This is a genomic window from Actinomadura spongiicola (assembly GCF_003432485.1).
GTDB lineage: Bacteria > Actinomycetota > Actinomycetes > Streptosporangiales > Streptosporangiaceae > Spirillospora > Spirillospora spongiicola.
This window is the reverse complement of the sequence record NZ_QVNQ01000013.1, coordinates 174237-200023: the sequence shown is the minus strand read 5'-3', so window position 1 is coordinate 200023 and position 25787 is coordinate 174237. Positions and strand designations below refer to the sequence as shown.

The following is a 25787-nucleotide window of genomic DNA, read 5'->3' as shown; positions in this document are numbered from 1 at the left end:
GCGTTCCTCCCGGCGCCGTCCTACACGGTGTTGCGCTCGTAGATCAGGCGCAGGCCGATGAGGGTGAGCCACGGCTCGAACACGTCGATGCTGCGGGACTCCTCCAGGACGAGGGGCGCGAGGCCGCCGGTCGCGATGACCGTGACCTCGTCGGGGTCGCCGGCGAGCTCCTCCGACATCCGCTCGACGACGCCGTCCACCTGCCCGGCGAAACCGAAGATGATCCCGGACTGGAGCGCTTCGACGGTGTTCTTCCCGATCACGTTCCGCGGCCTGACCAGCTCGATCTTGTAGAGCTGCGCGCCACGCGTCGACAGCGCGTCGATGGACGTCTCGATGCCGGGCGCGATCGCGCCGCCCACGTACTCGCCCTTGGCGGACACCGCGTCGAACGTGGTGGCGGTGCCGAAGTCGACGACGATCGCGGGGCCGCCGTGCGTGTGGACGGCGGCCAGCGCGTTCACGATGCGGTCGGCGCCGACCTCCTTCGGATTGTCCATCCGGACGGGGACGCCGGTCTTCACACCGGGCTCCACGATCACCGCGGGCACGTCGCCGTAGTAGCGGCGGCACATCTCCCGCATCTCGTGCAGAACCGACGGAACCGTGGAGCAGAGCGCGATACCGCTGATGTCGGTGTCGGCCAGCAGCGGGCTCTGCTGGACGAGCCCCTGGAGGACCACCGCGATCTCGTCGGCGGTACGCCGCGGATCGGTGTTGATCCTCCAATGTTCGATCACCTCGTCGCCCTCGAACAGGCCGAGGACGGTCTGGGTGTTACCGACGTCGATGGTGAGCAGCATCAGGTCCCCGCTGATCGGGTGAAGTCAAGGCCGATGTCGAACACGCGCGCCGAGTGCGTCAGCGCACCGACCGCAAGGTAGTCCACCCCGGTCACGGCGACGTCTCGGGCCCGGTCCAGGGTAAGCCCACCGCTGGCCTCAAGCTCCGCCCGCCCCGCCACGAGACGCACCGCCTCGGTCATTTCGGCGTCGGTCATGTTATCCAGAAGAATGCTCGTCGCGCCCACGGAAAGGGCTTCTTCGACCTGTTCGAGGGTGTCGCATTCCACCTGAATGTGCAGGGACGGGTACACCGCGCGGATGGCCCCGTAGGCCTTGGTGACGCTTCCGGCCGCCGCGATGTGGTTGTCCTTGATGAGCGCGGCGTCATACAGGCCCATGCGATGGTTGACGCCGCCGCCGCACTGCACGGCGTACTTCTGGAGGGCGCGCAGGCCGGGCAGGGTCTTGCGGGTGTCGCGGACCTTGGCCTTGGTCCCGGACATCGCGTCCATCCAGGTCCGGGTGGCCGTCGCGATCCCGGACAGGTGCGTCAGCAGGTTCAGCGCCGTCCTCTCGGCACGCAGAACGGCACGGGTCGGGCCGCTCACCGACATCAGCACCTGCCCCGGAACAACCCGGTCGCCGTCCTCGACCCGGGCCTCATAGGCCACGTCCAGTTCCTCGAAGACGACCGAAGCCACGGGAATACCGGCGACCACTCCCTCCTCACGAGCGGTCAAGTCCCCGGCGGCGGTGTCCTCCGGCGCGAAGATCGGCATGCTGGTGACGTCGACCTCCCCGTCCTCGGCCAGCGCCGTCCGGACGAGGTTTTCCACAGCTTGTGGATCGAGCCCGGCGGCGGCCAATCGCTGCGACGATTCCGGTGTCATGAACGCTTTCCTTCCAGAGGTTCATAGGTCGTGGTCAACTCGTTCCCCACCAACCGGGTGACGAGATGGCCCCGCCACTCCTCGTCCCGCCGCTCGGGAAAGTCCTCCCGCCAGTGGCTCCCCCGTGTCTCCTCCCGCCGCAACGCCGCCGCCACGATCGCCGACGCGACGGTGTGCACGTTGGTGACCTCCCACGCCTCCACGCCGGGCTCCACCTCACCCCCACCCATCTCCGCCAACTCCCGAGCCGCAGTCCGCAACCCCTCCGCCCCACGCAACACCCCCGCGTAGGACGTCATGATCCGCTGAATCTCCCCCCGCACACCCGGCTCCAGCAACCACCCACCACCGCCCGCAGCATCGCCAAGGAGGCCACGCTCGACCGACATCTCACTGGAAAGGCCGTCTCCTTGGGCAGCCACCCGCTCAGCGGACGCAACACCCGCACGAGAGCCCCGCCCGGTCGGCACTCCGCCCTCCGAACCGCCCTCGGAGAGACCGCGCTCAGCAGGCACCGCGCGCCCGGCCAAGGTGATCGGCTCGTGGAAACCGCCGCCGGTCGGCTTCTCCACTGGAAGGACGCCGCTCCGGTTCTTCGATCCGTTCTCGGCGAGGTCGTGTTCGAGGGTGGCGGCTATGCGTTCGGCGAAGACGACGCCTTCGAGAAGGGAGTTGGACGCCAGGCGGTTGGCGCCGTGGACGCCGGTGCAGGCGACCTCGCCGCAGGCGTAGAGGCCGGGAACGGACGTCCGTCCGCGCAGGTCCGTGCGGACGCCTCCGCTGGCGTAGTGGGCGGCGGGGACGATCGGGATCGGCTCGGTCACGGGGTCGATGCCGTGGTGGCGGCAGGCGGCGAGGATGGTCGGGAAGCGGTGCTCCCACATCTCCGCGCCCAGGTGCCGGCCGTCCAGCAGCATGTTGGACGCGCCGGTCTCGCGCATCCGGTTCATGATGCCCTTGGCGACGACGTCGCGGGGGGCGAGTTCGGCGAGGTCATGGCGTCCGACCATGAACCTGTGGCCGGTGTGGTCGACGAGGTGCGCGCCCTCGCCCCGGACGGCCTCGGAGATCAGGGGCTGCTGGCCGCGCGCCCCGTCGCCGAGCCACAGCACCGTGGGGTGGAACTGGACGAACTCGAGGTCGGCGACCTCGGCTCCGGCGCGCAGCGCGAGCGCGACGCCGTCTCCCGTGGAGACCTCGGGGTTCGTGGTGGCCGAGAACACCTGGCCGAGGCCGCCCGCGGCGAGGACGACGGCTCGGGCCCGGACGGCTCCGACGCCGCCCGGCTGTCCCTCGCCCATGACGTGCAGGGTGATCCCGGCGGCGTGCCCGGCGTCGTCCTTCAGCAGGTCGAGGACCAGGGCGTGCTCGATGACCTCGACGCCGGAGTCCTTGAGGGCGGCGAGGAGGGCGCGGCTGATCTCCGCACCGGTCGCGTCCCCGCCCGCGTGCGCGATGCGGCGCCTGCGGTGGCCGCCTTCGCGGGTGAGCGCGATGTCCCCGCCGTTGGAACGATCGAAAGCGGTGCCGAGTTCGACGAGGCCGCGGATCGCGTCCGGTCCCTCGGTGACGAGGGTCCGCACGGCGTCCTCGTCGCACAGGCCGACACCGGCGGTGAGCGTGTCGGCCAGATGCTCCTCGGGCGTGTCGTCGGGGGCGAGCGCCGCGGCGATCCCGCCCTGCGCCCAGCGGGTGGATCCGGCGTCCAGGAGGGCCTTGGTGACGAGCAGCACCCGTCCCCGCGGCAGGCAGCGCAGGGCGGTGACGAGTCCGGCGATCCCGGACCCGATGACGACGATGTCGGTCTCGGTGGTCCAGCCGGGGTCGGGGGCGGCGAGCACGGAAGGGATCATGAGCCCTCCAGGGAGGATCGGTTCTCGTCATTATGACCCTAACCCCGGACCGCCCGAACAACCGCCCCCGGCATCGGCCCCAGCACCGCCGCATCCGACGCGGCGCTGGACGACCTGCTGGCCCGGTGAGCGGGGCGTCCGCGCACGCCGTTTCCCGGTGGTCCACGCCTCGCACACCCGGAGGTCGAGCCGCTCCGCGACCACCTCCCGAAGACCTTCGCCGCCGTGCGGCCGAGCGCCTCGCGCCCATTCCCGGACAGCGGCCACACCCGCGGTCGCCGCCGATCCGCGCGGATGTGGAACGGCCGGCGCCCACGGCTCCCCGCCGATCGCCATCCGTCGACTCCCGAACCACCAGCGGCCGATGCTCCGCCCGCCGCCCGCGACGCCCCCATCGATGACGGCGCCGTCACCGATCGCCTATGGAGCCGCCCGCCTGGAGCCGCAATGGACGCCTACGTCCAGTGCGTGGGGGGGGTGGGTCACCGGTGGGTGGCAACCCTGCGCGCGACGCTTTGCCCGTTTCACTAGGGGTGGGTCAGGTCGCCGCGGAGAGTGGCGGTGCCGGGGACGGGGGCGGCGGGGTCGGAGTCGACCGCGATGATCTTGTTGGTGCGGTCGACATGGACGACGCGCGGTACGAACTCGCGGGCCTCGGCGTCGGTGAGCTGGGCGTAGCTGATGATGATGACGAGGTCGCCGGGCTGGACGAGACGGGCGGCGGCGCCGTTGACGCCGATGACGCCCGAGCCGCGCTCGCCCGCGATCAGGTAGGTCTCCAGGCGGGCGCCGTTGTCGATGTCGACGACGGAGACCTGCTCGCCGGGCAGGAGGTCCGCGGCGTCCATCAGGTCCTGGTCGATGGTCAGCGAACCGACGTAGTGCAGGTCCGCCTGCGTCACGGTGGCGCGGTGGATCTTCGACTTGAACATCGTCCGGAACATCAGGACTCCTCGGGGAAGTGGAGGGGGACGTTGTCGATGAGGTGGGTGGCGCCGACCCGGCCGGCCACGGCCAGCACGGCGCGTCCGGCGTGGGACGGGGTGATCGGGGTGAAGGTCGCGGGGTCGACGAGCACGAGGTAGTCGAGGTGGAGCGGCGGGTCGGCGGCGGTGGCCTCGTCGAGGACCGCGTTCGCCGCGGCCAGAACCGCCTCGGGACCCGCGCCCGCCGCGTGCGCTCCGGCGGCGAGGGCGCGTGAGAGGGCGAGGGCGGTCCCGCGTTCCCGGTCGGTGAGGTACCGGTTCCGGCTGGAGAGGGCGAGGCCGTCCGGTTCCCGGACGGTCGGAGCGGCGGCGATCTCGACGGGGACGTTCAGGTCGGCGACCATCCGGCGGATCATCGCGAGCTGCTGCGCGTCCTTCTCACCGAAGATCGCCACATCGGGGCGGACGAGGTTGAGCAGCTTCAACACGACGGTGAGCATCCCGTCGAAGTGGCCGGGCCGGGCGGCGCCCTCCACGATCTCGCCCATCGGGCCCGAGTCGACCGTGACCCGCGGCTCGTCCGGATAGATCTCCGAGCGCGGTGGCGTGAAGACGATGTCGGCACCCTCGGCGGCGCACATCTCCAGGTCGGCGGGGAGCGTCCTGGGGTAGCGGTCGAGGTCCTCGTCCGGGCCGAACTGGAGGGGGTTGACGAAGATGCTGACCACCACCGTGTCCGCGCCCTGGCGGGCCTGGCGGATCAGGGAGCGATGGCCCTCGTGCAGCGCCCCCATGGTCGGGACGAAGGCCAGCGTTCCCTTGACCTCGGAGCGGACCTCGGCCAGTTCCTCCCGCGTCCGCACGATGATCGGGGTCACGACGCGTCCTGCCTTTCCAGCGGTTCGGTTCGGGGAGCGGGGCGATCAGTCGGCCAGCGCTTCGAGGAGGCGGGCTGCGTCCTCGGGTTTGAGCATTCCGGCGGAGAGGGCGCGGTCGGCGGTGAGGCGGGCGAGCGCGACGTAGGCGCGGCGGCTCTCCGGTGAGATCTTGGCGAGTTCGTCGACGTGCTCGGAGACGGTTCCGGCGTCGCCGCGGGCGACCGGGCCGGTGAGGCCGTCGATGCCGAGGCGGAGGCCGTTGTCGAGGGCCGCGCCGAGGAGGGGGCCGAGCATCCGGCCGGGTTCGGCGACGCCGGCGACGCGCAGCAGGTCCATGGACTCGACGACGAGGGTCACGAGATGGTTCGCGCCTCCGGCGAGGGCCGCGTGGTATAGCGGACGCGTCTCCTCGGTGATCCAGACGGGTTCGCCGCCCATCTCCACGACGAGCGCCTCCGCGACCGGCCGTAGCGGCTCGGGCGAGGTGACGCCGAAGGAGATGCCCGCGAGGCGGTTCACGTCGTCCGGACGTCCGGTGAACGTCATGACCGGGTGCAGCGCCAGCGGGAGCGCGCCGGCGCGGGTGAGCGGGTCGAGGACGGTCGTTCCGTAGCGGCCGCTGGTGTGCAGGACGAGCTTGCCGGTGACGGGCACGCCCGCCGCGACCAGCCCGGACGCCAGTTCCGGCAGTTCGTCGTCCGGGACGGTCAGCAGCACCAGGTCGGCGGCCGCGACGACCTCGGGCGGCGGCGCGATGTCCGCGCCCGGTAGGCGTTCGGCCACGCGCGCCCGCGACCGCTCGGACACGGCGGTCGCGGCGATCACACGGTGGCCCGCCTGTGACAGCGCGGCGCCGAGCGCCGTGCCGACGCGGCCGGCTCCGACGACGCCGACCGCGAGCCGGGCGGGCCTGTCCTCGGGGGTCTCCCGCGCGTTCCGAGGGGCGGGGTGCGACGTCCCCCCGCCGGGGGCCGACCCGTTTCCGGGCGTGGCGGAGGAAGGCGTGTCGTGTGGGTCCATCGGTCGTTCCAGTCCTCGGTAGGTACCGGACGCGAACCAGGGTACCCGCGGGCCCTCGTCACGCCGTCCGGTGGGTGACGGTCGCCACCCCGGCCCACCATTCAGTCATGCGCGAGGGACTCCACGACGGACGTCTTCGCGGCGCGCCGCGCGGGCATCACGGCGGCGGCCGTCCCGGCGAGCCCCGCGAGGACGACGAACGCGACGACCTGAAGGTAGGGCAGCGAGAACACCGAGTCGGTCGCCATCGCGTTCGTCGCGGCCCAGCCGAACGCGACCCCGAGCACCACCCCGGTGAACGCGCCGATCACGGCCATGACCAGCGCCTCGACGGACAGCATCCGGCGGAGCTGGCGTTTGGTGAGGCCGAGGGCGCGCAGCAGCGCCGACTCGCGGGTGCGTTCCACGACCGACAGGGTCAGCGTGTTGGCGATGCCGAACAGCGCGATGACGATCGCCAGGCCGAGCAGCCCACCGAAGATCATCAGCAGCATGTCGACGGCCTTGGTCATCGACTCCTTGAACTCGGCGGTGGAGTCGACCTTCGCGGCCACGTAGGGACTGGCGGCGTCCTCCACGATCCTGCGGGCGTGGGTCGCGGCGACGCCGTTCCGGGTCTTGACGTAGATGGTCGCCGGGTCCTGAACGCCGAAATAGCGGGTGAAGTCCGGTTCGGGGACGACGATCCCGTCCACTCCGGCCCCTGGCGCGTAGACCCCGGCGATCCTCATCGGGGCCGTGTGGCGCGCCGCCTTCACCTGGACGGTCTCCCCCGCCTCCAGGCCGAGCGACCTGGCGGTGTCGACGTCCACCATCGCGGCTCCCGGCCGGCGCGCCGCGTCCAGCGTCCCCTCCTTCATCTCCGGTTTCACGATCGTGCCGAGGGCGGACGCGGTGACCGTGGAGATGTCCGCGTTCCGCCCGGCGACCTGCGCCCTGTGCGAACGCATCTGGATGATGTGGGTGAACTCCGGGCGCCGGTCCAGTGTCGCGGCGAGCGCCCGCGGGACGGTCCCGTCCTCGTTCTGCGTGCGGATCTGGAAGTCGACCGGGAACTGCTCCTCCAGCTTGTGCGTGGCGGTCGCCTTGCCGCTCGCCGCGACGACCGCGAACAGGCTCATCAGCCCGACGCCGATGGTCAGCGCGATCGTCGTGGTCGCGGTGCGGCGCGGGGCGCGCTGCGCGTTCGCGACCGCGAGCCGTCCCGGCACCCCGCCGAGCCGCGCCGGGACCGCGCCCGCGAGCCGCCCGAGGGGCCGGACGAGCGCGGGCATCACCGCGACCACCGCGAGGAAGAACACGCCGCCCGCGAACGCCACGACGAACATCGCGGCCTGGCCCTTGGCCATCACGACCGAGCCGAGCACGCCGATGCCGAGGCCGGCGGCGCCGAGCACGGCCGCGATCACGGCGCGCGGCGCCCCGAGCCGGAACCGTCCGCTGCCCGGCTCCAGTTCCGAGCGCAGGGCCGCGACGGGCGCGACCCGTGTCGCCGCCCGTGCGGGCAGCAGCGCGGACAGGACGGTGACGACGACACCGATCACCAGCCCGACCACGATCGTCCGGACGGTGAGGGACGCGCTGGACGACCCCGCCCCCGTGAGGGAGTCGTCCAGCGCCCGCACCCCGGCGAACGCGCCCGTCCCGAGGCCGACTCCGGCCGCGAGGCCGAGCAGCGAACCGGCCAGGCCGACCACCGCGGACTCCAGCATGACTCCGCCGAAGACCTGCCGCCGGGTCGCGCCGACACAGCGCAGCAGCGCCATGTCCCGCATCCGCTGCGCGATCAGAATCGTGAAGGTGTTGTAGATCACCAGGGCGGACACCAGCATCGCCACCAGCCCGAACAGCAGCAGCCCGGTGCGGATGACCTTGGTGTCGGTGCCCGCCTCCCGCGCCATCTTCGCGGCGAGTTCCTCGCCCGTGAGGACGAGGTTGGACGTGCCCGCCGCCGCGTCGACCGCTGCCCGCGACCCGCCCGCGACGTCGATCTCCTCGAAGGTCTTCGCACCGGTCATCGCCGTCGCGGTCGCGGGGTCGAAGCCGACGGCGCCGCGGTAGCTCGCCTCCTGGTCGATGCCGAAATCGATTAGTCCGACCACGGTGAACCGGTGTGGGCGGTTCTTGTCGTCCAGGATCGACACCGTGTCGCCGACGGTGAAGCCCTCCCGTCCGGCCAGATCGGTGTCGAGGACGGTCTCGCGGCCACTGGACGGAGGGCGTCCCTTGTCGACGTTGTACCGCAACAGCCGTCCGGTGGGCACCGACATGCCGAGTGTGGCGATGTCGCCGACCGGCTTACCGTCCTTGCCGACGAGGGCGGCCTCCCCGCGGACCATGCCGTGCACGTCCGTGACGCCAGGCACCGCCCTGACCCGGCTGAGGGTCTCGGCACCGACCCCCTTCTCGGCGGAGTCGCGACCGACGAACACCGCGAAATCGACCTTGTCGGCCGAGCGCTCGAAGGTCTTCGCGACACCCTTGTCCATCGTGTCGGTGAGGACGAACGTCCCGGAGATGAAACCGACGCCGAGGGTGATGGCCACCGCCGTCAGCAGCAGCCGCAGCTTGCGGGCGCGCAGTCCCGCCAGGGTGGTTCTCAGCATCACGCCCCCAAGGCCTTGAGCCGGTCGAGCACCGACTCCGGCGTCGGCCGGACGATCTCCGACACGATCTCGCCGTCGCGGAGGAACACCACCCGGTCGGCGTAGGAGGCGGCCACCGGGTCATGGGTGACCATCACGATCGTCTGGCCCATCTCCCGGACCGAGGAGCGCAGGAATCCGAGGACCTCAGCGCCCGCCCGGGAGTCGAGGTTGCCGGTCGGCTCGTCCGCGAAGATCACCTTGGGGCGGGCGACGATCGCGCGGGCGCAGGCCACCCGCTGCTGCTGGCCGCCCGACAGCTCGTTCGGCCGGTGCCGGAGCCGGTCGCCGAGCCCCAGCACGTCGACGACGTGGGCGAACCACTCCCGGTCAGGCCGGTGCCCGGAGAGTTCCAGCGGCAGCAGGATGTTCTGTTCGGCGGTCAGTGTCGGCAGCAGGTTGAAGGCCTGGAACACGAACCCGACACGATCGCGGCGCAGCATCGTCAGCTGCCGGTCGCTCATCCCCGTGATCTCGGCGTCGCCGAGGACGATCCGTCCGGACGTGACGGTGTCCAGCCCGGCGAGGCAGTGCATCAACGTGGACTTACCGGACCCGGACGGCCCCATGATCGCGGTGAACGCGCCGGTGGCGAACGCGACACCGACCCCGCGCAGCGCGTGCACGGCCGCGTCGCCGGTCCCGTACACCTTCGAGACTCCGTCGGCGGTGACGGCCGGGACGGATCCGGCGACCGGAGCCCCTCCGGGCGGACCGGTGTACGTGTTGATCACAATGTCCTCTTCGCGGTTCGTTCGTTGCGTGTCCTGGTGAGACCACGCTAGAAATCCGCGCCGCTCCCGCCATCCGCCCGGCGGCCACGCTTCCCGTCCACCTCGCGGCTATCCGACGACGGTTCGTACGACCTGAGTCGTACCGCCCGCCACCGACGAAGGTCCTACGGAAGCGCCGGAGACCCGATCGGGTTCCGGCGCTTCGACGTTCTACGAGGCCATCAGGGGTCGCCCCGCTGGCCGCTTTTGACCAGACCCGTCTCGTAGGCGAAGACGACCGCCTGAACCCGGTCACGCAGGCCGAGTTTCATCAGGATCCTGCCCATGTGGGTTTTGACGGTCGCCTCCGAGACGTACAGCTGCCCCGCGATCTCCGCGTTCGACATGCCCCTCGCGACGAGCTTCAGCACCTCGCCCTCCCGGAACGTGAGGCTCTCCAGGGTTCGGTTCGCCTTCTCCTCGGCGTCCGGCAGGTGCACCGCGAACCGGTCCAGCAGCCGCTTCGTCGTGCTCGGCGCCACCACGGCGTCACCCGAATGCACCGCCTTGATCGCCTCGATCAGCTGGGTCGGTCCGGCGTCCTTGAGCAGGAACCCGCCCGCTCCCGCCTTGATCGCCGCGAAGGCGTACTCGTCGAGGTCGAACGTGGTGAGGATGACGACCTTGGGCCCGGACCGCGCCACCACCTGCCGGGTCGCCTCGATGCCGTCCATGCGCGGCATCCGCACGTCCATGAGCACCACGTCGGCCTGTGTGCCGCGAAGCAGTTCCAGTGCCTGGACACCGTCGCCCGCCTCACCGACGACCTCGATGTCCGGCTGAGCGTCCAGGACCATCGTGAACCCGGCGCGCACCAACTCCTGGTCGTCGACCAGGACCACCCGGATGGGCGCCTCGGCGTGCTCACTCTCGCTCATACGCGCCCCTCAAGCTGTGACTGTGACGCCCGGTCATGCCGCTTCCACTTCCTCACGCACGGGGATCCGCGCGACCACCTCGAAGCCGCCTCCGGGACATGGCCCCGCGTGGACGCTGCCCCCGTACACGGTGACGCGCTCCCTCATCCCGGCGAGACCGTGGCCGCGTCCGTCGTCGGGGGCCGCGGCGCCCCGCCCGTCATCGCGCACCCTGATCTCCAGGTCGTCCGCGGAGTACGACAGGCGGACGGACACTGTCACCTTCGGGCCACCGTGCTTCAGGGTATTGGTCAGGGCCTCCTGGACGATCCGGAAGACCGTGAGCTGGCGTCCGGCGGACATGACCGGCGGCTGTCCGTCCACGTCGAACGTCACCGCGAGCCCGGACGAACGGACCTGCTCCACCAGGTCGTCGAGCTGCGCCACCCCGGGCTGTGGCGCGTACTCGCCCGCGTCGTCCGACTCGCGCAGGACCCCCAGGAGCCGCCGCATCTCCGCCAGCGCCAGCCGCCCCGTCGAGGAGATCGTCTCCAGGGCCTGTCTGGTACGTCCCAGATCGGTGTCGATGGCGTAGGACGCGCCGTCGGCCTGCACCACGATCACGCTGACGTTGTGCGCCACGACGTCGTGCAACTCGCGGGCGATGCGCGCACGTTCGGCCGCCATGGCCATCTTGACCTCGTTGTCGCGTTCCCGCTCCAGCCGTTCGGCGCGTTCCTCCACCGAACTCAGATACGCGCGGCGCGTCCGCATGTGGAGGCCGAGGACCCACACGCCGACCACCATCATCGTCAGCATGAAGAACGTGTACTCCCTGTCCCCCGCGCCGGTCGGATAACGCCAGGTCGCCATGACGGCGCCCGTTTCCGCGACCACCGCCGCGGCCAGCCCCCAGCGGAACGAGAAGCCCGCGGCGACCGTGTAGAGGCCCATCAGTACGGCGGCGTTCCCCGGCACGGGGTTCACCCCGAGCAGGCACTGGACGCCGGAGGCCACCGCGATCACGGCGAAGACGAGGCGGGGGTAGGTGCGGCGCAGGACCAGCGGGCCGATCAGGGCCGCCGTGAGCGCCACGTACGCGACCTCGCTCACGCCATAGGACGTCGCATACAGCCAGGGGAGGGAGAAGACCAGCAACGGTGACGCGAAGCCCGCGTCGACCAGGGGTTTCCGGCGACGCAGCCACTCCCATGCCTGCACGACCATGCGGAAAGGGTATGCACCTCGCGGTTCACCCTGGATCGGCCGTAGGTCGGACGCCCGTCCGCCTCAAGGATGGGCCGATTGGAGTCCGCCTCCACGGTAACGTCACTGTCGTGGAGGCGTTGGTCGACGAGTGGCTGCCATGGCGCACCGCGATGGAGCGGGCGCTGTACGGGGAGGACGGGTTCTACCGGCGGGGGGAGCGTCCCGCCGAGCACTTCCGTACCTCGGTGCACGCCTCACCACGGTTCGCCGCCGCCGTCGCCCGCCTGCTCGTCGAGGTCGACGGGATGCTCGGACGGCCCGAACGGCTGGACGTCGTCGACGTCGGCGCGGGCTCCGGTCGGCTGCTGAGCAACATCCTGGGCTGTGTCCCGCCCGATGTGGCGGCACGGCTCGCGCCCGTGGCCGTGGAGATCGCGCCGCGTCCGTCCGACCTGCCCGACCAGATCACCTGGCGCGCCGACCTGCCCGACCACATCACCGGGCTCGCCGTGGCGAACGAGTGGCTCGACAACGTGCCCCTGGACGTCGTCGAACGGACCCCGGACGGCCTCCGTACCGTGCTGGTGGATCCGTCCACGGGCGCGGAACGTCCCGGGCCCGCGCCGTCCGACGAGGACCACGACTGGCTCGACCGCTGGTGGCCGCTGCACGAACCCGGCGACCGCGCCGAGATCGGCCACCCGCGCTGTGCCGCGTGGGCCTCCGTCGTCGAACGCCTTTCCCGCGGGCTCGCGCTCGCCGTCGACTACTCGCACTTCCGCGACTCTCGTCCGGCCTGCGGGACCCTGGCCGGCTATCGCGAGGGGCTGACGGTCCCCGCCGTCCCGGACGGCTCCTGCGACGTCACCGCCCATGTGGCCCTGGACGCCTGCGCCGTCGCCGGTGAACGCGCCGGTGCCACGTCCACCCTTCTGACGACCCAGCGCGACGCCCTGCGCGCCCTCGGTCTGTCCGGCTCACGTCCACCGATCGAGCTGGCGCACCGCGATCCCCGCGGCTACGTCGCGGCGCTCTGCCACGCCGGTGAGGACGCCGAACTGATCGACCCGTCCGGCCTGGGCGGGTTCGGCTGGCTCGCCCAGGCTGTGGACATGCCGATCCCCGGCGCCCTCACCCCGTGACCCGTTCTGGCGGCGGTCAGTGCTCCACGTAGAGGGCCTGGAGCCCGCGCAGGACGAAGCCGGGCTTCCATTTCGGTTCGGCGGACAGACGGAGCTCGGGCATCCGGCGAAGGAGCGCTCCATATGACTCGGCGAGTTCGATGCGGGCGAGCGGGGCGCCGAGGCAGTAGTGGATTCCGAGTCCGAAGGTGATGTGCGGGTTCGGGACGCGGGACAGGTCGAGCCTGTCGGGGTCGGTGAACACCTCGGGGTCGCGGTTGGCGGACGCGAACTGAAGCGCGACCTCGGACCCGCGGGGAATGTCGACGCCCCCGACCGTGATGTCCTCCAGGACCCAACGCTCGAACATGGGCGCCGAGGTGTCGTAGCGGAGCAGTTCCTCGACGGCCGTGGGGACGAGGGACGGGTCCGCCCGGAGCCGTTCCAGTTCCCCCGGGTTGCGGAACAGCGACCACCAGCCGTTACCGGTCGAGTTGACCGTCGCCTCGTGACCCGCGTTGAGCAGTAGGACGCAGGTACCGATGAGCTCGTCCTCGGTGAGCCTGTCACCCTCGTCCACGACGTGGGCCAGCGCGGTGATGAGGTCGTCGCGAGGCTCAGCACGGCGAGTGCGGGCCAGGGCGCGCAGGTAGTCGGAGAACTCCGTGGCCGCGCGGACCGCCGTCCGCTGGACGTCGTCGGGCGGGTTCAGCTCGTACATGCCGCAGATGTCGGCGGACCACGGGCGCAGCAGGGGCCGGTCCGCCACGGGGACGCCGAGCATCTCGGCGATCACGTTCACCGGCAGCGGCTCGGCGACCTCGGCGATCAGATCGCCGCCTCCCCGCTCGGCCAGCCCCGCCGCGAGTTCCTCGGAGAGCCGCCTGATGGTCGGACGCAGCCCCTCCACCATGGGGGCGGTGAACGCCTTGGAGACCAGCCGCCGCAGCCGGGTGTGCACGGGCGGCTCCATGTCGAGCATCCCGGCGCGGACGAGGTCCCAGAACGGTCTGAGGAACTCGGCCTCGGGCTGCTGGCCGAACTCCTCGTGGCTCGCGAGGTGGAGGTAGGTCCGTCCAAGCCGCCGATCTCGCAATAAGGCGTTCACGTCTTCATATCGGCTTATCACCCACTGGCGGGTGGGTTCATGGAAGAAGACCGGACTGTCCACGCGGAGCCGCTCGAACGTCGGGTAGGGGTCGGCGACGAATTCGGGGGACCAGGGGTCGTAGGTCATACCAGTCATGCTCCGACGATATTCGCAACTCTCACAGCCCCGGTTCCGAGTTCGCCGTGACCGCGTCCGCGCGTCGTCGTCAGCGGGCCCAGCGGGCGGGGTCACCACCGGCACGGCGCGCGGCCAGGGCACGGCGGGCGGTCGATTCGACGATGGCGCGGGCCTCGCCCAGTTCACGGTCGGTCGCGGCGACCCGCACCGGGCCTGGAGGCGCGTCGACATGGACGGTGGCCAGTCCGAAGAGACGCTGGAAGGGATTCACGGTGAGGCGGACGCTCTGCGCCCGAGCATGGGCGATCACATCGGTGCGGCGGCAGGGCCAGCCGTGCCTGGTCACGAAGACGACGTCATCGGTTCCGGCGCCGTCCGCACGGTCGATCGCCACAGCCTTGGACGACGCGGGGACAAGGGGAACGGCGTCGACGTGCGTACCTGGGAACACCTGCGAGACAAGGTGCATCGCGACGTGCCGGGGCGCCACCGGCAGAAGCGTGGACGACAGTGCCTGGCGCTCCCCCGCATAGCCCGCGACGGTGACTTCCACACGCGCCCAGCCGAGAGACCTCCAGAGCGTCGGTTCGACGATGCTCAGGGCTTGGACACGTCCGGGAGGAAGCGTCTGCATCCTGGTCTCCAGGAGCCCGTAGCGGAGGCGAATTCCGTCCGGGGACATCGCCACCGTGAAATTGGCGTACATCACCAGCGGCGCTACCACGGCCCGGATGAGGCCGAGCACGACCGGAACGATGACGGCCAGCATGCCGCCCTCCGCGTAGACCACCAGGAACAGCAAGGCCGCGAAGAGCAACAGGACCGTCCCGAGGACGGGGAGCCGCACGAGCAGAGATCCGAGCAGGGCGCCGAACGGAACGCGCCACACGTGCCGTTCAGGCGCCTCTGGCGTGTGGCCCGGAAGTCCGGCGGCGCGGGCGAGGAGTTCGGCGCGCAGCCGCAGGGCGGAGCGCCGTCCCAGATAGCGCAGCGCGATCTCGCTCCGCTCGCCGCCCGCCAGCTCCACGCGCACTTCCGCGAGAGCGAACACGCGCGTCACCAGGGGACGGACGAGATCGATGGCCTGGACGCGGGAAAGCGGGATGCGGCGCTTGTTCTTGCGGAGCAGACCGGTCTCGACGACGAGATCGTCCCCGTCGACGCGGAAACGTACGGCGAGCCACGCCCAGAGGCCCGTACCCACGGCGATCAACCCCATGGGGACGGTGACGACGAGGAATCTGGCCAGCACCTCGGGCGTGAGCGCCAAGGCGAAGCCATCGTCCGTCTTGGTCAGCAGCAAGGGAAAACCGAGCAGAACGAAGTAGATGATGAGGAACACGAACGCGCGCAGCGGCGCCGTCGCCCAATGGAGCCTGTGCGTGCCCTCCGAGAACCGGACCGGCGGACGTTGAAGAGGCGGCGGCCCGTAACCGTACGGGCGATGAGGCGTGCCGGGCGGTGGCCCGTACGGCGGCGGCTGCGGTGGCCCCTGGGGGCCGCGCGGTCCGTTGGGTCTGTTGTACGGCCCGTAGGGACCGGGGCGTCCCGGCAGGCCGTAGGGACCGGTGTGTCCGGGCGGGCCGTAGGGTCCGCTCACAGTCCCATGCTCCGTTCCTCGCCTTTCCGGGCGAGGCGGTCGCGGAGACGGGACGCCTCAGCGGCCGGTAGACCGGGAATGGTGGCGTCCGTGGCCGCCGCCGCGGTGTGCATCCGGACGGTGGCGATGCCCATCCATCGCTCCAGCAGCCCCGCCGTCACGTCCACGAACTGCATCCGCCCGTACGGCACGACGATGAGCCGTTTCACGAGAACCCCGTGGGTGACGATGAGGTCGTCCGCACGCTCCGCGTAGCCGTACGCCCGTCGATCCAGTTCGGCCATCAGCCAGATGAGGACGACACCCGACACCACGGCCGCGATCCACATGACGGTAGGAATCAAGCCACCGTTCATCCATACGAAGAACGCGCCCACGCCACCGACCGGAAGCGCCCACAGAACGGCGGTGAGCAGCCTGTGCCACGCATGGCGTTTCGAGATCGGCGACCATGCAAGGCCGTCACCGGCCGTGAACGCCTGGTCCGCCTGGTACAACGCCTGGTCCGCCTGGTACAGGGACTGCGCGGGTGGCTGCCGATGGTCCGGTGGGTAAGGTGCCGGTGCTGGGCCCTGAGCGGAGAAGCCCGGCGGTCGCCCCCCATGGCCGTGGGGTTGGGGCCCCGCTGCGGGGTCGTATGGCGGTCCGTCATGACTCACGTTCATCCCCACCAGTCAATCGGATAACGAGCGGCGCCCGCCATGGGACCATGAAGTACTGACCCGAGCGGGTGGAGACGCGACCATGACCACCGAACGGATCGTCGGAATCGGTGCGGGCGCCAAGGAGCTCGCCACCGAGGACATGACCCTGAACATCGGCCCCCAGCACCCGTCCACGCACGGGGTGCTCCGGCTGCGGCTGACGTTGGACGGCGAACGCATCTCGGCGGCGGAACCCATCATCGGCTACATGCACCGGGGAGCGGAGAAGCTCTTCGAGGTCCGGGACTTCCGGCAGATCATCGTGCTGGCCAACCGGCACGACTGGCTGTCGGCGTTCTCCAGCGAACTCGGCGTCGTGCTCGCCGCCGAACGGATGCTGGGCATGGAGGTCCCGGTCCGCGCCGTATGGGCGAGGACGCTGCTGGCCGAACTCAACCGCGTCCTCAACCATCTGATGTTCCTCGGCTCGTATCCGCTGGAGGTCGGCGCCATCACTCCCATCTTCTACGCGTTCCGTGAACGGGAGGCGTTGCAGCGGGTGATGGAGGAGATCTCCGGTGGACGCATGCACTACATGTTCAACCGGGTCGGTGGGCTGAAGGAGGAACTGCCCGCTGGTTGGACGGCGCGTGCGCGGAAGGCCGTGTCCGAGGTCCGTGCCCGTATGGGCGACATCGACGACCTCATCATGGGCAACGAGATCTTCCGTGCCCGGACGAGAGGCGTCGGGGTCCTCACCCAGGAACAGATCCTTCAGTACGGGGTGTCGGGGCCCATCGCACGCGCGTCCGGTCTGGATTTCGACCTTCGCCGCGACGAACCGTACCTCGCCTATGGGGATCTCGACGTCCGTGTGGTCACCCGTACCGAGGGCGACTGTCTGGCCCGGTTCGAGTGCCTCCTCGACCAGGTGCACGCGTCCCTCGACCTGGCCGACGCCTGCCTCGACCGCCTGGCCGAGCTGCCGCCAGGTCCCATCAACCAGCGGCTCCCCAAGGTCCTGAAGGTTCCGGAGGGGCACACCTACGCCTGGACGGAGAACCCTCTCGGCATCAACGGCTACTACCTGGTGTCGCGCGGTGAGAAGACTCCATGGCGCCTGAAGCTGCGGTCCGCGTCCTTCAACAACATCCAGGTTCTGAAGGAGCTGCTTCCCGGCAACCTCGTCGCCGACATGATCGCCATCCTCGGTTCGATGTTCTTCGTGGTCGGCGACATCGACAAGTGACATTGGCGACGACCCGCCCCTGGCGGGTCAGGCGCGGGACGCGCCGCGGTCGCGTTCCTCCTCGTCCGGGCCCTTGGGGACGCGGCACGCGTACTCCAGGAGCAACGCGGCGGCGACCAGGACGGCCGCGGCGAGGAACGTACCGCCGCTGACGAAGAAGTCGTACCGGGGGGTCGGCTTGTCGAGCGACGAGACGAGGCTGGCGGCGAACCCGGCGAAGATGCCCGCGATGACCGCGGCGGAGTGCGCGCTGGCCTTGCCCAGGGCGGCGAGCCGCGCCACAGCCATCGGATCCAGCGGCTTCGGCGCCGGTTTGCGGTGCGCGTCCTGCGCGCGTCCGGGGCCGGGCCTGTGGCGGAGGCGGCGCAGCACGTTCAGGCCGGTGAACCCCTCACCGAGGGCCAGCAGCAGCAACGTCGGGACCGCCGTCCACGGAAGCGGCGGCAGCGACAGGTAGGCGGAACGCAGCACCGCCCAGGTGATCACTGCGATGACGACGACGAGGGCGATGAGGAAGAGCGGGCGGGACGGTTTCATGCAGGCTGCTGGAGAGCGAGGTCCTCGCGGCGGCGCACGGCCGACGGGCCGCCCTCCGACTGTTTGGCCTGGGCGAGGTCACCGACACGGCCGTGCCCCGGAAGCAGGACGTCGGGCTCGATGTCCGCCCACGGCACGAGCACGAACGCGCGCTCGTGCGCGCGGGGGTGCGGAAGCGTGAGATCGGGGTCGTCGGACGAGATGTCCCCGAAGGCGACGATGTCGATGTCGAGGGTGCGCGGCCCCCAACGAACGCGGCGTTCCCGACGCAGCGAGTTCTCGATGTTCAGGACGCGTTCCAGAAGGTTCTCCGGTGGCAGTCGCGTGTCGGCGATGAGCACGATGTTGAGGAAGTCGCCCTGTTCGGGGATGGTCTCCCCGGGCGGGGCGTAGGGCGCGGTCTCGTAGACGGGGGAGAACGCCACGAAGTGCAGCCCGGGAGCGTCGAACAGCGCGTCCACCGCTTCCTGGATGTTGTCCAGCCGGTCTCCGAGGTTGCTGCCGATCGAGAAGACGACGCGGTGCTCGACCAGCATGTGTCCACCGGTGGCGGTGCGGTCGGGCATGCGGTCGGACGCTGTCATGGGCGACTCCTCCTGATCTTCACGGCGATGTCCGTGAAGGGGTGCGGCACAGGGGCGTTCGGCTTGTGGACGGTGATCTCGACTTCGGACACCGCCCCGTCCTCCAGACACTTCTTCGCCAGCCGGTCGGCCAGTGTTTCGAGGAGGTTGACGGGCTCTCCCTCGATGACGGCGACCAGACGACCGGCGAGTGTCCCGTAGTCGACGGTACGCGAGAGGTCGTCCCCGGCTGCGGCGGGGCGGGTGTCGAGGCCCAGTACGGCGTCCACCACGAACTCCTGCCCCAGTTCGCGTTCCGCGGGTAGGCATCCGTGCCGGCCCCGCGCCCGCAGGCCGCGCAGTTCGATGCGGTCGAGAGTCATTCTTCCTCCGCATCCGCGACGTTGAGGACGGGGGAACCGTGGTGGAGCAGAAGCCTCCACTCGCCGTCCGCCCGTACGAACACGTTCGTGGCCACGATGCTTCCTCCGGCGAGGAACCCGGCCTCGGTGTCCTCGTCGGCGGTGAGGACGTTCTCCTTGCACGTCACCACCGCGTGATCGCCGTAGACGTCGGTCTCGACGTCGGTCAGCACGAACTGGATGTAGGTCGTGTTGGCCATGATGAGCGCCCAGGAACGCAGCACTTCCTGGCGTCCGCGCAGCATCGTCCACCCGGGGTGCACGCAGGAGACCCCGTCGGCGTAGGGACCGTCCGCCCACACGTCGGACATGCGGTCCAGGTCGCCTTCCTCGAAGGCCGCGTAGAACTCGGCGTGGACCTCGTCCACGTCGGCGCGGTTCACGGCACGGCTCATCGTGGACGACTCCCGGGGTCGGCGTGGTCGGGGGTCACGGCGGTGTCAGGGTCGTCCCCGGTGACGGGACGGGCCGCGCGGACGGCGGCGGCCACGCGCACGGCGTCCGCGTTCGGGCGGACGCGGTGGACCCGCACACACCAGGCACCGGCCGCGGCGACCAGCGCGGTGATGGCGACGGTGGCGTCGTCGCATTCGAGGAACGGTCGGCGGGTCCCGTCGGGTTCCGCCAGAAGCCTGGTCAGGAACCCCTTGCGAGACGCACCGACGATGACGGGATATCCAAGGCCCGTGAAGGCGTCCACGTGCGCCAGCAGCGACCAGTTGTGCGGCTTCTCGGGGTTCTTCGCGAAACCCAGACCGGGGTCGAGCACCACCATCGACGGGTCGACGCCTTCGCCCAGTACGGCGTCGACCCGGCGCAGGAGCTCGTCCCGCACCTCCCGCACCACGTCCGTGTAGATGGCGCGGGTCTGCATGTCGTGACTGTGACCACGCCAGTGCATGACGACGTACGGGACACCGGCGGCGGCGACCACCCGCGGCATGTCCGGATCGGCGAGGCCGCCGCTGACGTCGTTCACCAGCCGGGCGCCCACACCGACGGCGGCCTCCGCCACCTCGGCGCGCATGGTGTCGACACTGACCGGGACGCCCCTTTCGACGAGCGCCTCTATGACCGGAACGACGCGACGCAGCTCCTCGTCCTTCGACACACGCTGAGCGCCGGGGCGTGTGGACTCGCCGCCCACGTCCACGATGTCGGCGCCCTCCGCGACGAGGTCCAGCCCATGCCGGATGGCCTTCTCCGGGTCGAACCAGGCGCCGCCGTCAGAGAACGAATCGGGGGTCACGTTGACCACGCCCATGACAAGGCAACGCCCTGGCTCAGGCAGCCCCGGAACGGTGGCAATGGTCATGACACCCAAGCCTATGCCTTGCCCGCGCTCGGCCGGAGCGACGCCCTCACCGCCTCATCGCCCCGCCCCGCGACCTGCGACGACGTCCCCTGACCGCGTGCTCCCGGGTCACCAGGCCACCGAATCGCCCGGCCACGAACACAGCGCGTCAACGTCGCGTCACCTGGACGTCGCCGGGGCCTGGCCGACCCCCACGGAGATCACCGTCCGGTAGGACCGGGTCCGTGCGCCGGGCGCCGCCGTCCGGCCCGCGCAGGCGGAGGGCGGCCCCCGCGCGGCCGGCCCGAAGGCCCGACCCCCCCTGCGGCCCATCGACAGCAGAACGGGCCTCAGCGGCACGCTGAGGCCCGTTGACACGGTCGGGGTCCCTGGGGCAGGGCGGACCGACGCTAGCGCCCGAGAATCAGGCTCATCGCCTCGGCCCGGGTCTCCGCATGATCACGGAAGTCGCCGCGGACCGCCGACGTCACGGTCTTCGCGCCGGGCTTGCGCACACCCCGCATCGTCATGCACAGATGCTCCGCCTCGATCACCACGATCACACCGCGGGGCTCCAGCACCTTCATCAGGGCGTCGGCGACCTGGCTGGTCATCCGCTCCTGAACCTGCGGACGGCGCGCGTACACGTCCACCAGCCGGGCCAGCTTCGACAGCCCGGTGATCTGCCCCTTCTTGTTCGGCGTGTAGCCCACGTGGGCCACCCCGTGGAACGGGACGAGGTGGTGCTCGCAGACGGAGTACACCTCGATGTCCTTCACCAGGACCATCTCTTCGTGGTCGGCGTCGAACACCGTCGTCAGCGCGTCCTCCGGCGTCTGCCTCAGACCGGCGAACTGCTCGGCGTACGCGCGGGCCACCCTGGCCGGGGTGTCACGGAGCCCGTCACGGTCAGGGTCCTCCCCGATCCCGATCAGGATCTCGCGGACCGCCTTCTCGATCCGAGCGTGGTCGAACCCGGGCGGCTCCTGAAGGATCGGCTCCTCGCCCTCGACGAACGCTCGGCCCGCGTCGCGGGCGGCCTCGTCCGTGGACCACCGGTTCCGCGCGGCGTCGGCGGACGGGCCGTCGGGGAACGGTGACCCGCCCCCCGACTTCCCCTGCGTCGGCGGCGCTTCATGCTGGAAATCGGCCAACGCGGTCAGCTTTCACCCTGGGCCGGGTCGGCGGCCTCCGAGGCGACCCCGCCCTGACCGTTGTTCTTGGTCAGGTCGGCGACGTCCTGCGGACCGAGCAGCGCCAGTTCCTTCGGCGTCATGATCGGCGGACGGTCGGACGGCAGACGCTTCCCGTAGCCGGTGTAGGAGTTCTGGTGCGGCCGCTTCTGGATCGGCTCGAAGATCTGGAGCACCTGCTCCTTGGAGAGGGTCTCCTTCTCCATGAGGTTCACGACCAGCTCGTCCAGGACGTCCCGGTACTCGACGAGGATCTCCCACGCTGTGTCGTGCGCGGCCTCGATGTACCGGCGGACCTCGTCGTCGATCGCGGACGCGATGTCCTCCGAGTAGTCACGCTCGTGACCCATGTCGCGTCCCAGGAACACCTCGCCCTGGCCGGTGCCGAACTTGCGCGCCCCGAGCCGCTCGCTCATGCCGTACTCGGTCACCATGTTGCGGGCGATGGAGCTGGCCTTCTCGATGTCGTTGGCGGCACCGGTCGTCGGCTCGTGGAAGACCAGTTCCTCCGCGGTGCGCCCACCGAGCAGCATGGCCAGCTGGTCGGTCATCTCCGAGCGCGTCGTCAGGAACTTGTCCTCCATCGGCAGGGTCATGGTGTAACCCAGGGCCCGGCCGCGCGGCAGGATCGTCACCTTGTGCACGGGGTCGGAGTTCGGCAGCGCGTGCGCCACCAGAGCGTGCCCGCCCTCGTGGTAGGCGATGATCTTCTTTTCCTTCTCCGACATCACGCGGGTCTTGCGCTCCGGCCCGGCCATGACGCGGTCGATGGACTCCTCAAGGGTGTCCATGTCGATCAGCTTGCGGTCGAACCGCGCGGTGAGGAGCGCGGCCTCGTTGATCACGTTGGCCAGGTCCGCGCCGGTGAAGCCCGGGGTACGGCGCGCGATCACGTCGAGGTCGACGTCCGGGGCGAACGGCTTGCCGCGCCCGTGCACGCGCAGGATGCCCTTACGGCCCTCCAGGTCGGGACGGTCGACGGTGACCTGCCGGTCGAACCGGCCGGGACGCAGCAGCGCCGGGTCGAGGATGTCGGGACGGTTCGTCGCGGCGATCAGGATCACGCCGCCCTTGACGTCGAAGCCGTCCATCTCGACCAGCAGCTGGTTCAGGGTCTGCTCGCGCTCGTCGTGACCGCCGCCGAGGCCCGCGCCGCGGTGCCGTCCGACGGCGTCGATCTCGTCGATGAAGATGATCGAGGGCGCGTTGGTCTTGGCCTGTTCGAACAGGTCGCGGACCCGGGACGCGCCGACACCGACGAACATCTCGACGAAGTCGGAACCGGAGATCGAGTAGAACGGGACCCCCGCCTCACCGGCCACCGCACGTGCCAGCAGCGTCTTACCTGTACCGGGCGGGCCGTACAGCAGCACGCCCTTGGGAATCTTGGCGCCGATCGACTGGAACTTCGCCGGGTTCTGCAGGAAGTCCTTGATCTCTTCGAGTTCCTCCAGGGCCTCGTCGGCCCCGGCGACGTCGGCGAAGGTGGTCTTCGGGGTGTCCTTGGTGATGAGTTTCGCCTTGGACTTGCCGAAGTTCATCACCCGCGAGCCGCCGCCCTGCATCTGGTTCATGATGAACAGGAAGATCAGCACGATGACGACGATGGGGAGCAGGCTGAACAGCAGGTTCAGGAAGAAGCTCTGCTTAGGTACGTCGACGTTGTAGCCGCCGGGCATCTTGCCCGCGTCGGCCTGCTTCTGGAGCTGCTCCTGCAGCCGGAGACCCTGACCGTCGACCCAGGAGGCCTGCTGCTGCTTGCCGTTCTTGAGCGTCAGCTCGATCCGCTGGTCCTTGTCGATGATCTTGGCGGACTTGACCTGACCCGCGTTGATCTCCTGGACGACCTTGGAGGTGTCGACCTTCTCGAACGAACGGCCGGGGTTGACGCCCCACATCACAAGGGCGATCAAGAGACCGAACAGCAGGATCCACAGCAGCGGCCCGCGAAAATAGCGCTTCACGTCCATTTATCCGGTTACCCCTCCGGGGCCCGTCCCTCCTGACCAACGTCTGTGTGCGATGCTCGCCCGTCCCGGGGGACGAACGCCGGGGCGACCAACAATGCGTCCCACGGACGGCCCGTCGCCCGGGGCGCCGGATCCGCCGTGGCGGCTTCCCTGGTGTGGCTCCCCGACCCGAGGGTCCGGGACACCGACGGTACACCGCGGGATGCGGACGACGCAGCCTGCGCTGTTCTCGTGCATCCCATGCATATACCCGTCAACGACCTTTGCAACGATTCGTCACGGGCGCTTGTTCCCTGAGCCCGTTCCACAGGATCGCCCGGAGGCCCGTCCATAGGCGCTCGGCCACACCGCGGCGGCGGCGCCGGACGCCGCGTCGATCAGCCTGGTCAGGCCCCGCTCGCGCCTTCGCCCCCACCACCGGCGTACACGTGCGGGGCGAGCGTACCGACGAACGGCAGGTTCCTGTACTTCTCCGAATAGTCGAGCCCGTACCCGATGACGAACTCGTTCGGAATGTCGAACCCGATGTATCTGACGTCCACGTCGGTCTTGACCGCTTCGGGCTTGCGCAGCAGCGCACAGACCTCCAGCGAGGCCGGACCACGCGAGCGCAGGTTGCTCACCAGCCACGACAGGGTCAGACCGGAGTCGACGATGTCCTCCACGATCAGAACGTGCCGGTCGAGGATGTCCGTGTCGAGGTCCTTGAGAATGCGCACGACACCGGACGATTTCGTCCCCGAGCCGTAGGACGAGACCGCCATCCAGTCCATCGAGGCGGGCGAATGCAGGGCACGCGCCAGATCCGCCATGATCATGACGGCGCCCTTGAGGACGCCGACGAGAAGCAGGTCCCTGCCCGCGTAGTCGGCGTCGATCTGCCCGGCGAGCTCCTGCACCTTGGCCTGGAGGTCGTCCTCCGGTATGAGCACCTTCGCCAGGTCAGTGCCCAGGTCCTTCTCGTCCACAATCCCACCCTCATCGCTCAGACCTCGCCCGTCCTGGTGGGACGGACATCACCGCGTGCCGTTCTCGCGGTTCACGCGGCGGGCGCGCCGCGAGACGGTCGTGTAACGATTCGCCCACGGCGCGATGTCAAACCGGGCCGAACAGCAGCTTCCCATACCGTCGGACGGCTCGAAGCCCCCCGGGCAGATCCACGTGCCGCTGGCCGTGCCAGGCCGTGACCAGGCGATCCACCGCCTCGACATGGACCGCCGCGAGCGTACCGGGTGGGCTGCCGGCCGTTATCGCCGCCATCCGCAATACCCGGGTGCGGACGGCTCGGGGCAGGTCCGCGAGGCCGTCCAGACGGACGGCAGCGCCGTAGCCCTCTTCGGGGGCGTCAAGGTCGGTGTAGGCGTGCGCGGCGAGTTCGTCCAGGGCGTCCGCGTCGTCGCGCAGCATTCTGGCCGTCCGTGCCAGTGCCTCGGTCACTCCGGGGCCGAGGGTCTTCTCCAGGGCGGGCAGGGCCTCCTGCCGTACCCGCACACGCGCGTAGGAGGGATCGACGTTGTGCGGATCGTCCCAGGGTTCAAGGCCCATCGCCTCACACGCCCTGCGCGTAGTGCCACGGTCGAGTTCCAGCAGTGGCCTCAGATAAAGAACCCCCTGGTTTGCTTCGCCAGTGACGGACGGGCGGCGAAACACCGGCGGCATACCAGCCAGGGATCGGGCCCCGGAACCTCGCGCCAACCCCAGGAGAACTGTTTCGGCCTGGTCGTCACGCGTGTGCCCAAGCAGGACGGCCGCCGCACCCAGACGGTGGGCGGCGTCGTCGAGCGCGCTGTAGCGAGCGTCACGGGCCGCGTTCTCCGGACCACCCGGCCCGTCCACGGTGACAGCGATCGACCCGGACGGATCGAGGCCCAGATCCGCCATGATCCGGACCACCGCGTCGGCACGTTCCTCGGAGCCGTCCTGGAGGCCGTGGTCGATCGTGACACCAGCGGCTCTCAGCCCCGCTCTGGGCGCCTCGAAGGCCAGCGCACCGGCCAAGGCCAGGGAGTCGGCACCGCCGCTACAGGCAGCGACCACCACCGCGCCCGGCGGCAGATCGGCCAGACAACGTCTCACCGCGAGACGTATCGCCGCCACCGCCGGATCAGGCCCCATGGGAAATCCATATCA

General features: G+C 70.2%; 24 protein-coding genes. 2 read left to right on the top strand and 22 right to left on the bottom strand.

The genetic code is table 11. The features are described from left to right. Positions 1-20: 20 nt before the first annotated feature. The 10 genes from D0T12_RS32025 to D0T12_RS31980 form a co-directional block, all read right to left on the bottom strand. The gene (locus tag D0T12_RS32025; protein WP_117404446.1) at positions 21-803 is read right to left on the bottom strand and encodes a type III pantothenate kinase; all 783 of its coding nucleotides are present in this window, start codon (positions 801-803) and stop codon (positions 21-23) included. Next, positions 803-1675 carry a carboxylating nicotinate-nucleotide diphosphorylase gene (gene nadC, locus D0T12_RS32020; RefSeq protein ID WP_117404445.1) on the bottom strand — a complete coding sequence of 291 codons (873 nt, stop codon included), beginning with the start codon at positions 1673-1675 and terminating at the stop codon, positions 803-805. The genes D0T12_RS32025 and nadC overlap by 1 nt, the downstream gene beginning before the upstream one ends. Next, positions 1672-3528, bottom strand: coding sequence for an L-aspartate oxidase (locus D0T12_RS32015; protein ID WP_117404444.1), 1857 nt, complete (start codon positions 3526-3528; stop codon positions 1672-1674). Before D0T12_RS32015 ends, nadC begins: the two co-directional genes overlap by 4 nt. A 527-nt stretch (positions 3529-4055) precedes the next feature. After that, the gene (gene panD / locus D0T12_RS32010) at positions 4056-4472 is read right to left on the bottom strand and encodes an aspartate 1-decarboxylase (protein WP_117404443.1); all 417 of its coding nucleotides are present in this window, start codon (positions 4470-4472) and stop codon (positions 4056-4058) included. Further along, the gene (gene panC / locus D0T12_RS32005) at positions 4472-5332 is read right to left on the bottom strand and encodes a pantoate--beta-alanine ligase (RefSeq protein WP_117404441.1); all 861 of its coding nucleotides are present in this window, start codon (positions 5330-5332) and stop codon (positions 4472-4474) included. Before panC ends, panD begins: the two co-directional genes overlap by 1 nt. Positions 5333-5377: 45 nt before the next feature. After that, positions 5378-6352 carry a Rossmann-like and DUF2520 domain-containing protein gene (locus D0T12_RS32000; RefSeq protein WP_117404439.1) on the bottom strand — a complete coding sequence of 325 codons (975 nt, stop codon included), beginning with the start codon at positions 6350-6352 and terminating at the stop codon, positions 5378-5380. Positions 6353-6453: 101 nt separating this feature from the next. Then, positions 6454-8958 carry an ABC transporter permease gene (locus tag D0T12_RS31995; RefSeq protein ID WP_117404489.1) on the bottom strand — a complete coding sequence of 835 codons (2505 nt, stop codon included), beginning with the start codon at positions 8956-8958 and terminating at the stop codon, positions 6454-6456. Next, positions 8958-9728 (bottom strand): ABC transporter ATP-binding protein, encoded by a 771-nt coding sequence (locus tag D0T12_RS31990; RefSeq protein ID WP_117404487.1) that lies wholly within the window; start codon positions 9726-9728, stop codon positions 8958-8960. The genes D0T12_RS31995 and D0T12_RS31990 overlap by 1 nt, the downstream gene beginning before the upstream one ends. A gap of 224 nt (positions 9729-9952) precedes the next feature. Then, positions 9953-10648 (bottom strand): response regulator, encoded by a 696-nt coding sequence (locus D0T12_RS31985; RefSeq protein WP_117404437.1) that lies wholly within the window; start codon positions 10646-10648, stop codon positions 9953-9955. 33 nt (positions 10649-10681) lie between these two features. Further along, on the bottom strand, positions 10682-11854 hold the full coding sequence (locus tag D0T12_RS31980; RefSeq protein WP_117404435.1) for a sensor histidine kinase: 1173 nt from the start codon (positions 11852-11854) through the stop codon (positions 10682-10684). 110 nt (positions 11855-11964) lie between these two features. Between D0T12_RS31980 and D0T12_RS31975 the strand changes: the two genes are divergently transcribed. After that, a complete protein-coding gene (locus D0T12_RS31975) occupies positions 11965-12978 on the top strand; it encodes an SAM-dependent methyltransferase (RefSeq protein WP_325050859.1) in 1014 nt (337 codons plus the stop codon). Positions 12979-12994: 16 nt separating this feature from the next. On the opposite strand, the gene D0T12_RS31970 is transcribed toward D0T12_RS31975, so the two are convergent. The 3 genes from D0T12_RS31970 to D0T12_RS36855 all read right to left on the bottom strand — a co-directional run bounded on the left by D0T12_RS31970 (position 12995) and on the right by D0T12_RS36855 (position 16129). Further along, positions 12995-14203 (bottom strand): cytochrome P450, encoded by a 1209-nt coding sequence (locus D0T12_RS31970; RefSeq protein WP_233526413.1) that lies wholly within the window; start codon positions 14201-14203, stop codon positions 12995-12997. A gap of 70 nt (positions 14204-14273) precedes the next feature. Then, the gene (locus tag D0T12_RS31965; RefSeq protein WP_117404431.1) at positions 14274-15785 is read right to left on the bottom strand and encodes a PH domain-containing protein; all 1512 of its coding nucleotides are present in this window, start codon (positions 15783-15785) and stop codon (positions 14274-14276) included. After that, positions 15782-16129, bottom strand: a complete 348-nt coding sequence (locus D0T12_RS36855) for a PH domain-containing protein (protein ID WP_233526412.1) — start codon at positions 16127-16129, stop codon at positions 15782-15784. The genes D0T12_RS31965 and D0T12_RS36855 overlap by 4 nt, the downstream gene beginning before the upstream one ends. A gap of 400 nt (positions 16130-16529) precedes the next feature. Between D0T12_RS36855 and D0T12_RS31955 the strand changes: the two genes are divergently transcribed. After that, complete coding sequence (locus tag D0T12_RS31955) at positions 16530-17678, top strand: NADH-quinone oxidoreductase subunit D (RefSeq protein WP_117404427.1); 1149 nt, start codon at positions 16530-16532, stop codon at positions 17676-17678. A gap of 27 nt (positions 17679-17705) precedes the next feature. Here the strand turns inward: D0T12_RS31955 and D0T12_RS31950 are convergent, their stop codons facing one another. From D0T12_RS31950 to tilS, 9 genes are all read right to left on the bottom strand, one after another. Then, a complete protein-coding gene (locus D0T12_RS31950; protein ID WP_117404425.1) occupies positions 17706-18215 on the bottom strand; it encodes a DUF3180 domain-containing protein in 510 nt (169 codons plus the stop codon). Beyond that, a complete protein-coding gene (folK, locus tag D0T12_RS31945; protein ID WP_117404423.1) occupies positions 18212-18799 on the bottom strand; it encodes a 2-amino-4-hydroxy-6-hydroxymethyldihydropteridine diphosphokinase in 588 nt (195 codons plus the stop codon). Before folK ends, D0T12_RS31950 begins: the two co-directional genes overlap by 4 nt. Continuing rightward, positions 18796-19161 (bottom strand): dihydroneopterin aldolase, encoded by a 366-nt coding sequence (gene folB / locus D0T12_RS31940; protein ID WP_117404421.1) that lies wholly within the window; start codon positions 19159-19161, stop codon positions 18796-18798. The genes folK and folB overlap by 4 nt, the downstream gene beginning before the upstream one ends. Next, the gene (locus tag D0T12_RS31935; protein WP_117404419.1) at positions 19158-19595 is read right to left on the bottom strand and encodes a nuclear transport factor 2 family protein; all 438 of its coding nucleotides are present in this window, start codon (positions 19593-19595) and stop codon (positions 19158-19160) included. The genes folB and D0T12_RS31935 overlap by 4 nt, the downstream gene beginning before the upstream one ends. Continuing rightward, complete coding sequence (gene folP / locus D0T12_RS31930; protein WP_117404417.1) at positions 19592-20515, bottom strand: dihydropteroate synthase; 924 nt, start codon at positions 20513-20515, stop codon at positions 19592-19594. The genes D0T12_RS31935 and folP overlap by 4 nt, the downstream gene beginning before the upstream one ends. 389 nt (positions 20516-20904) lie before the next feature. After that, on the bottom strand, positions 20905-21489 hold the full coding sequence (gene folE, locus D0T12_RS31925; RefSeq protein ID WP_117404484.1) for a GTP cyclohydrolase I FolE: 585 nt from the start codon (positions 21487-21489) through the stop codon (positions 20905-20907). Between the two features lie 164 nt (positions 21490-21653). After that, positions 21654-23657, bottom strand: a complete 2004-nt coding sequence (gene ftsH, locus D0T12_RS31920; RefSeq protein ID WP_117404415.1) for an ATP-dependent zinc metalloprotease FtsH — start codon at positions 23655-23657, stop codon at positions 21654-21656. 386 nt (positions 23658-24043) lie between these two features. Continuing rightward, the gene (gene hpt / locus D0T12_RS31915; protein WP_117404414.1) at positions 24044-24625 is read right to left on the bottom strand and encodes a hypoxanthine phosphoribosyltransferase; all 582 of its coding nucleotides are present in this window, start codon (positions 24623-24625) and stop codon (positions 24044-24046) included. Between the two features lie 127 nt (positions 24626-24752). After that, positions 24753-25772, bottom strand: a complete 1020-nt coding sequence (gene tilS / locus D0T12_RS31910) for a tRNA lysidine(34) synthetase TilS (protein ID WP_117404412.1) — start codon at positions 25770-25772, stop codon at positions 24753-24755. Between the last annotated feature and the right edge of the window lie 15 nt (positions 25773-25787).

Excerpts from the sequence above, each read along its gene's own strand:
- D0T12_RS32025 (WP_117404446.1), bottom strand. The coding sequence starts at position 803 with ATGCTGCTCACCATCGACGTCGGTAACACCCAGACCGTCCTCGGCCTG.
- nadC (WP_117404445.1), bottom strand. The coding sequence starts at position 1,675 with ATGACACCGGAATCGTCGCAGCGATTGGCCGCCGCCGGGCTCGATCCA.
- D0T12_RS32015 (WP_117404444.1), bottom strand. The coding sequence starts at position 3,528 with ATGATCCCTTCCGTGCTCGCCGCCCCCGACCCCGGCTGGACCACCGAG.
- panD (WP_117404443.1), bottom strand. The coding sequence starts at position 4,472 with ATGTTCCGGACGATGTTCAAGTCGAAGATCCACCGCGCCACCGTGACG.
- D0T12_RS32000 (WP_117404439.1), bottom strand. The coding sequence starts at position 6,352 with ATGGACCCACACGACACGCCTTCCTCCGCCACGCCCGGAAACGGGTCG.
- D0T12_RS31995 (WP_117404489.1), bottom strand. The coding sequence starts at position 8,958 with ATGCTGAGAACCACCCTGGCGGGACTGCGCGCCCGCAAGCTGCGGCTG.
- D0T12_RS31985 (WP_117404437.1), bottom strand. The coding sequence starts at position 10,648 with ATGAGCGAGAGTGAGCACGCCGAGGCGCCCATCCGGGTGGTCCTGGTC.
- D0T12_RS31980 (WP_117404435.1), bottom strand. The coding sequence starts at position 11,854 with ATGGTCGTGCAGGCATGGGAGTGGCTGCGTCGCCGGAAACCCCTGGTC.
- D0T12_RS31970 (WP_233526413.1), bottom strand. The coding sequence starts at position 14,203 with ATGACTGGTATGACCTACGACCCCTGGTCCCCCGAATTCGTCGCCGAC.
- D0T12_RS31955 (WP_117404427.1), top strand. The coding sequence starts at position 16,530 with ATGACCACCGAACGGATCGTCGGAATCGGTGCGGGCGCCAAGGAGCTC.
- D0T12_RS31950 (WP_117404425.1), bottom strand. The coding sequence starts at position 18,215 with ATGAAACCGTCCCGCCCGCTCTTCCTCATCGCCCTCGTCGTCGTCATC.
- folK (WP_117404423.1), bottom strand. The coding sequence starts at position 18,799 with ATGACAGCGTCCGACCGCATGCCCGACCGCACCGCCACCGGTGGACAC.
- folB (WP_117404421.1), bottom strand. The coding sequence starts at position 19,161 with ATGACTCTCGACCGCATCGAACTGCGCGGCCTGCGGGCGCGGGGCCGG.
- D0T12_RS31935 (WP_117404419.1), bottom strand. The coding sequence starts at position 19,595 with ATGAGCCGTGCCGTGAACCGCGCCGACGTGGACGAGGTCCACGCCGAG.
- folP (WP_117404417.1), bottom strand. The coding sequence starts at position 20,515 with ATGACCATTGCCACCGTTCCGGGGCTGCCTGAGCCAGGGCGTTGCCTT.
- ftsH (WP_117404415.1), bottom strand. The coding sequence starts at position 23,657 with ATGGACGTGAAGCGCTATTTTCGCGGGCCGCTGCTGTGGATCCTGCTG.
- tilS (WP_117404412.1), bottom strand. The coding sequence starts at position 25,772 with ATGGGGCCTGATCCGGCGGTGGCGGCGATACGTCTCGCGGTGAGACGT.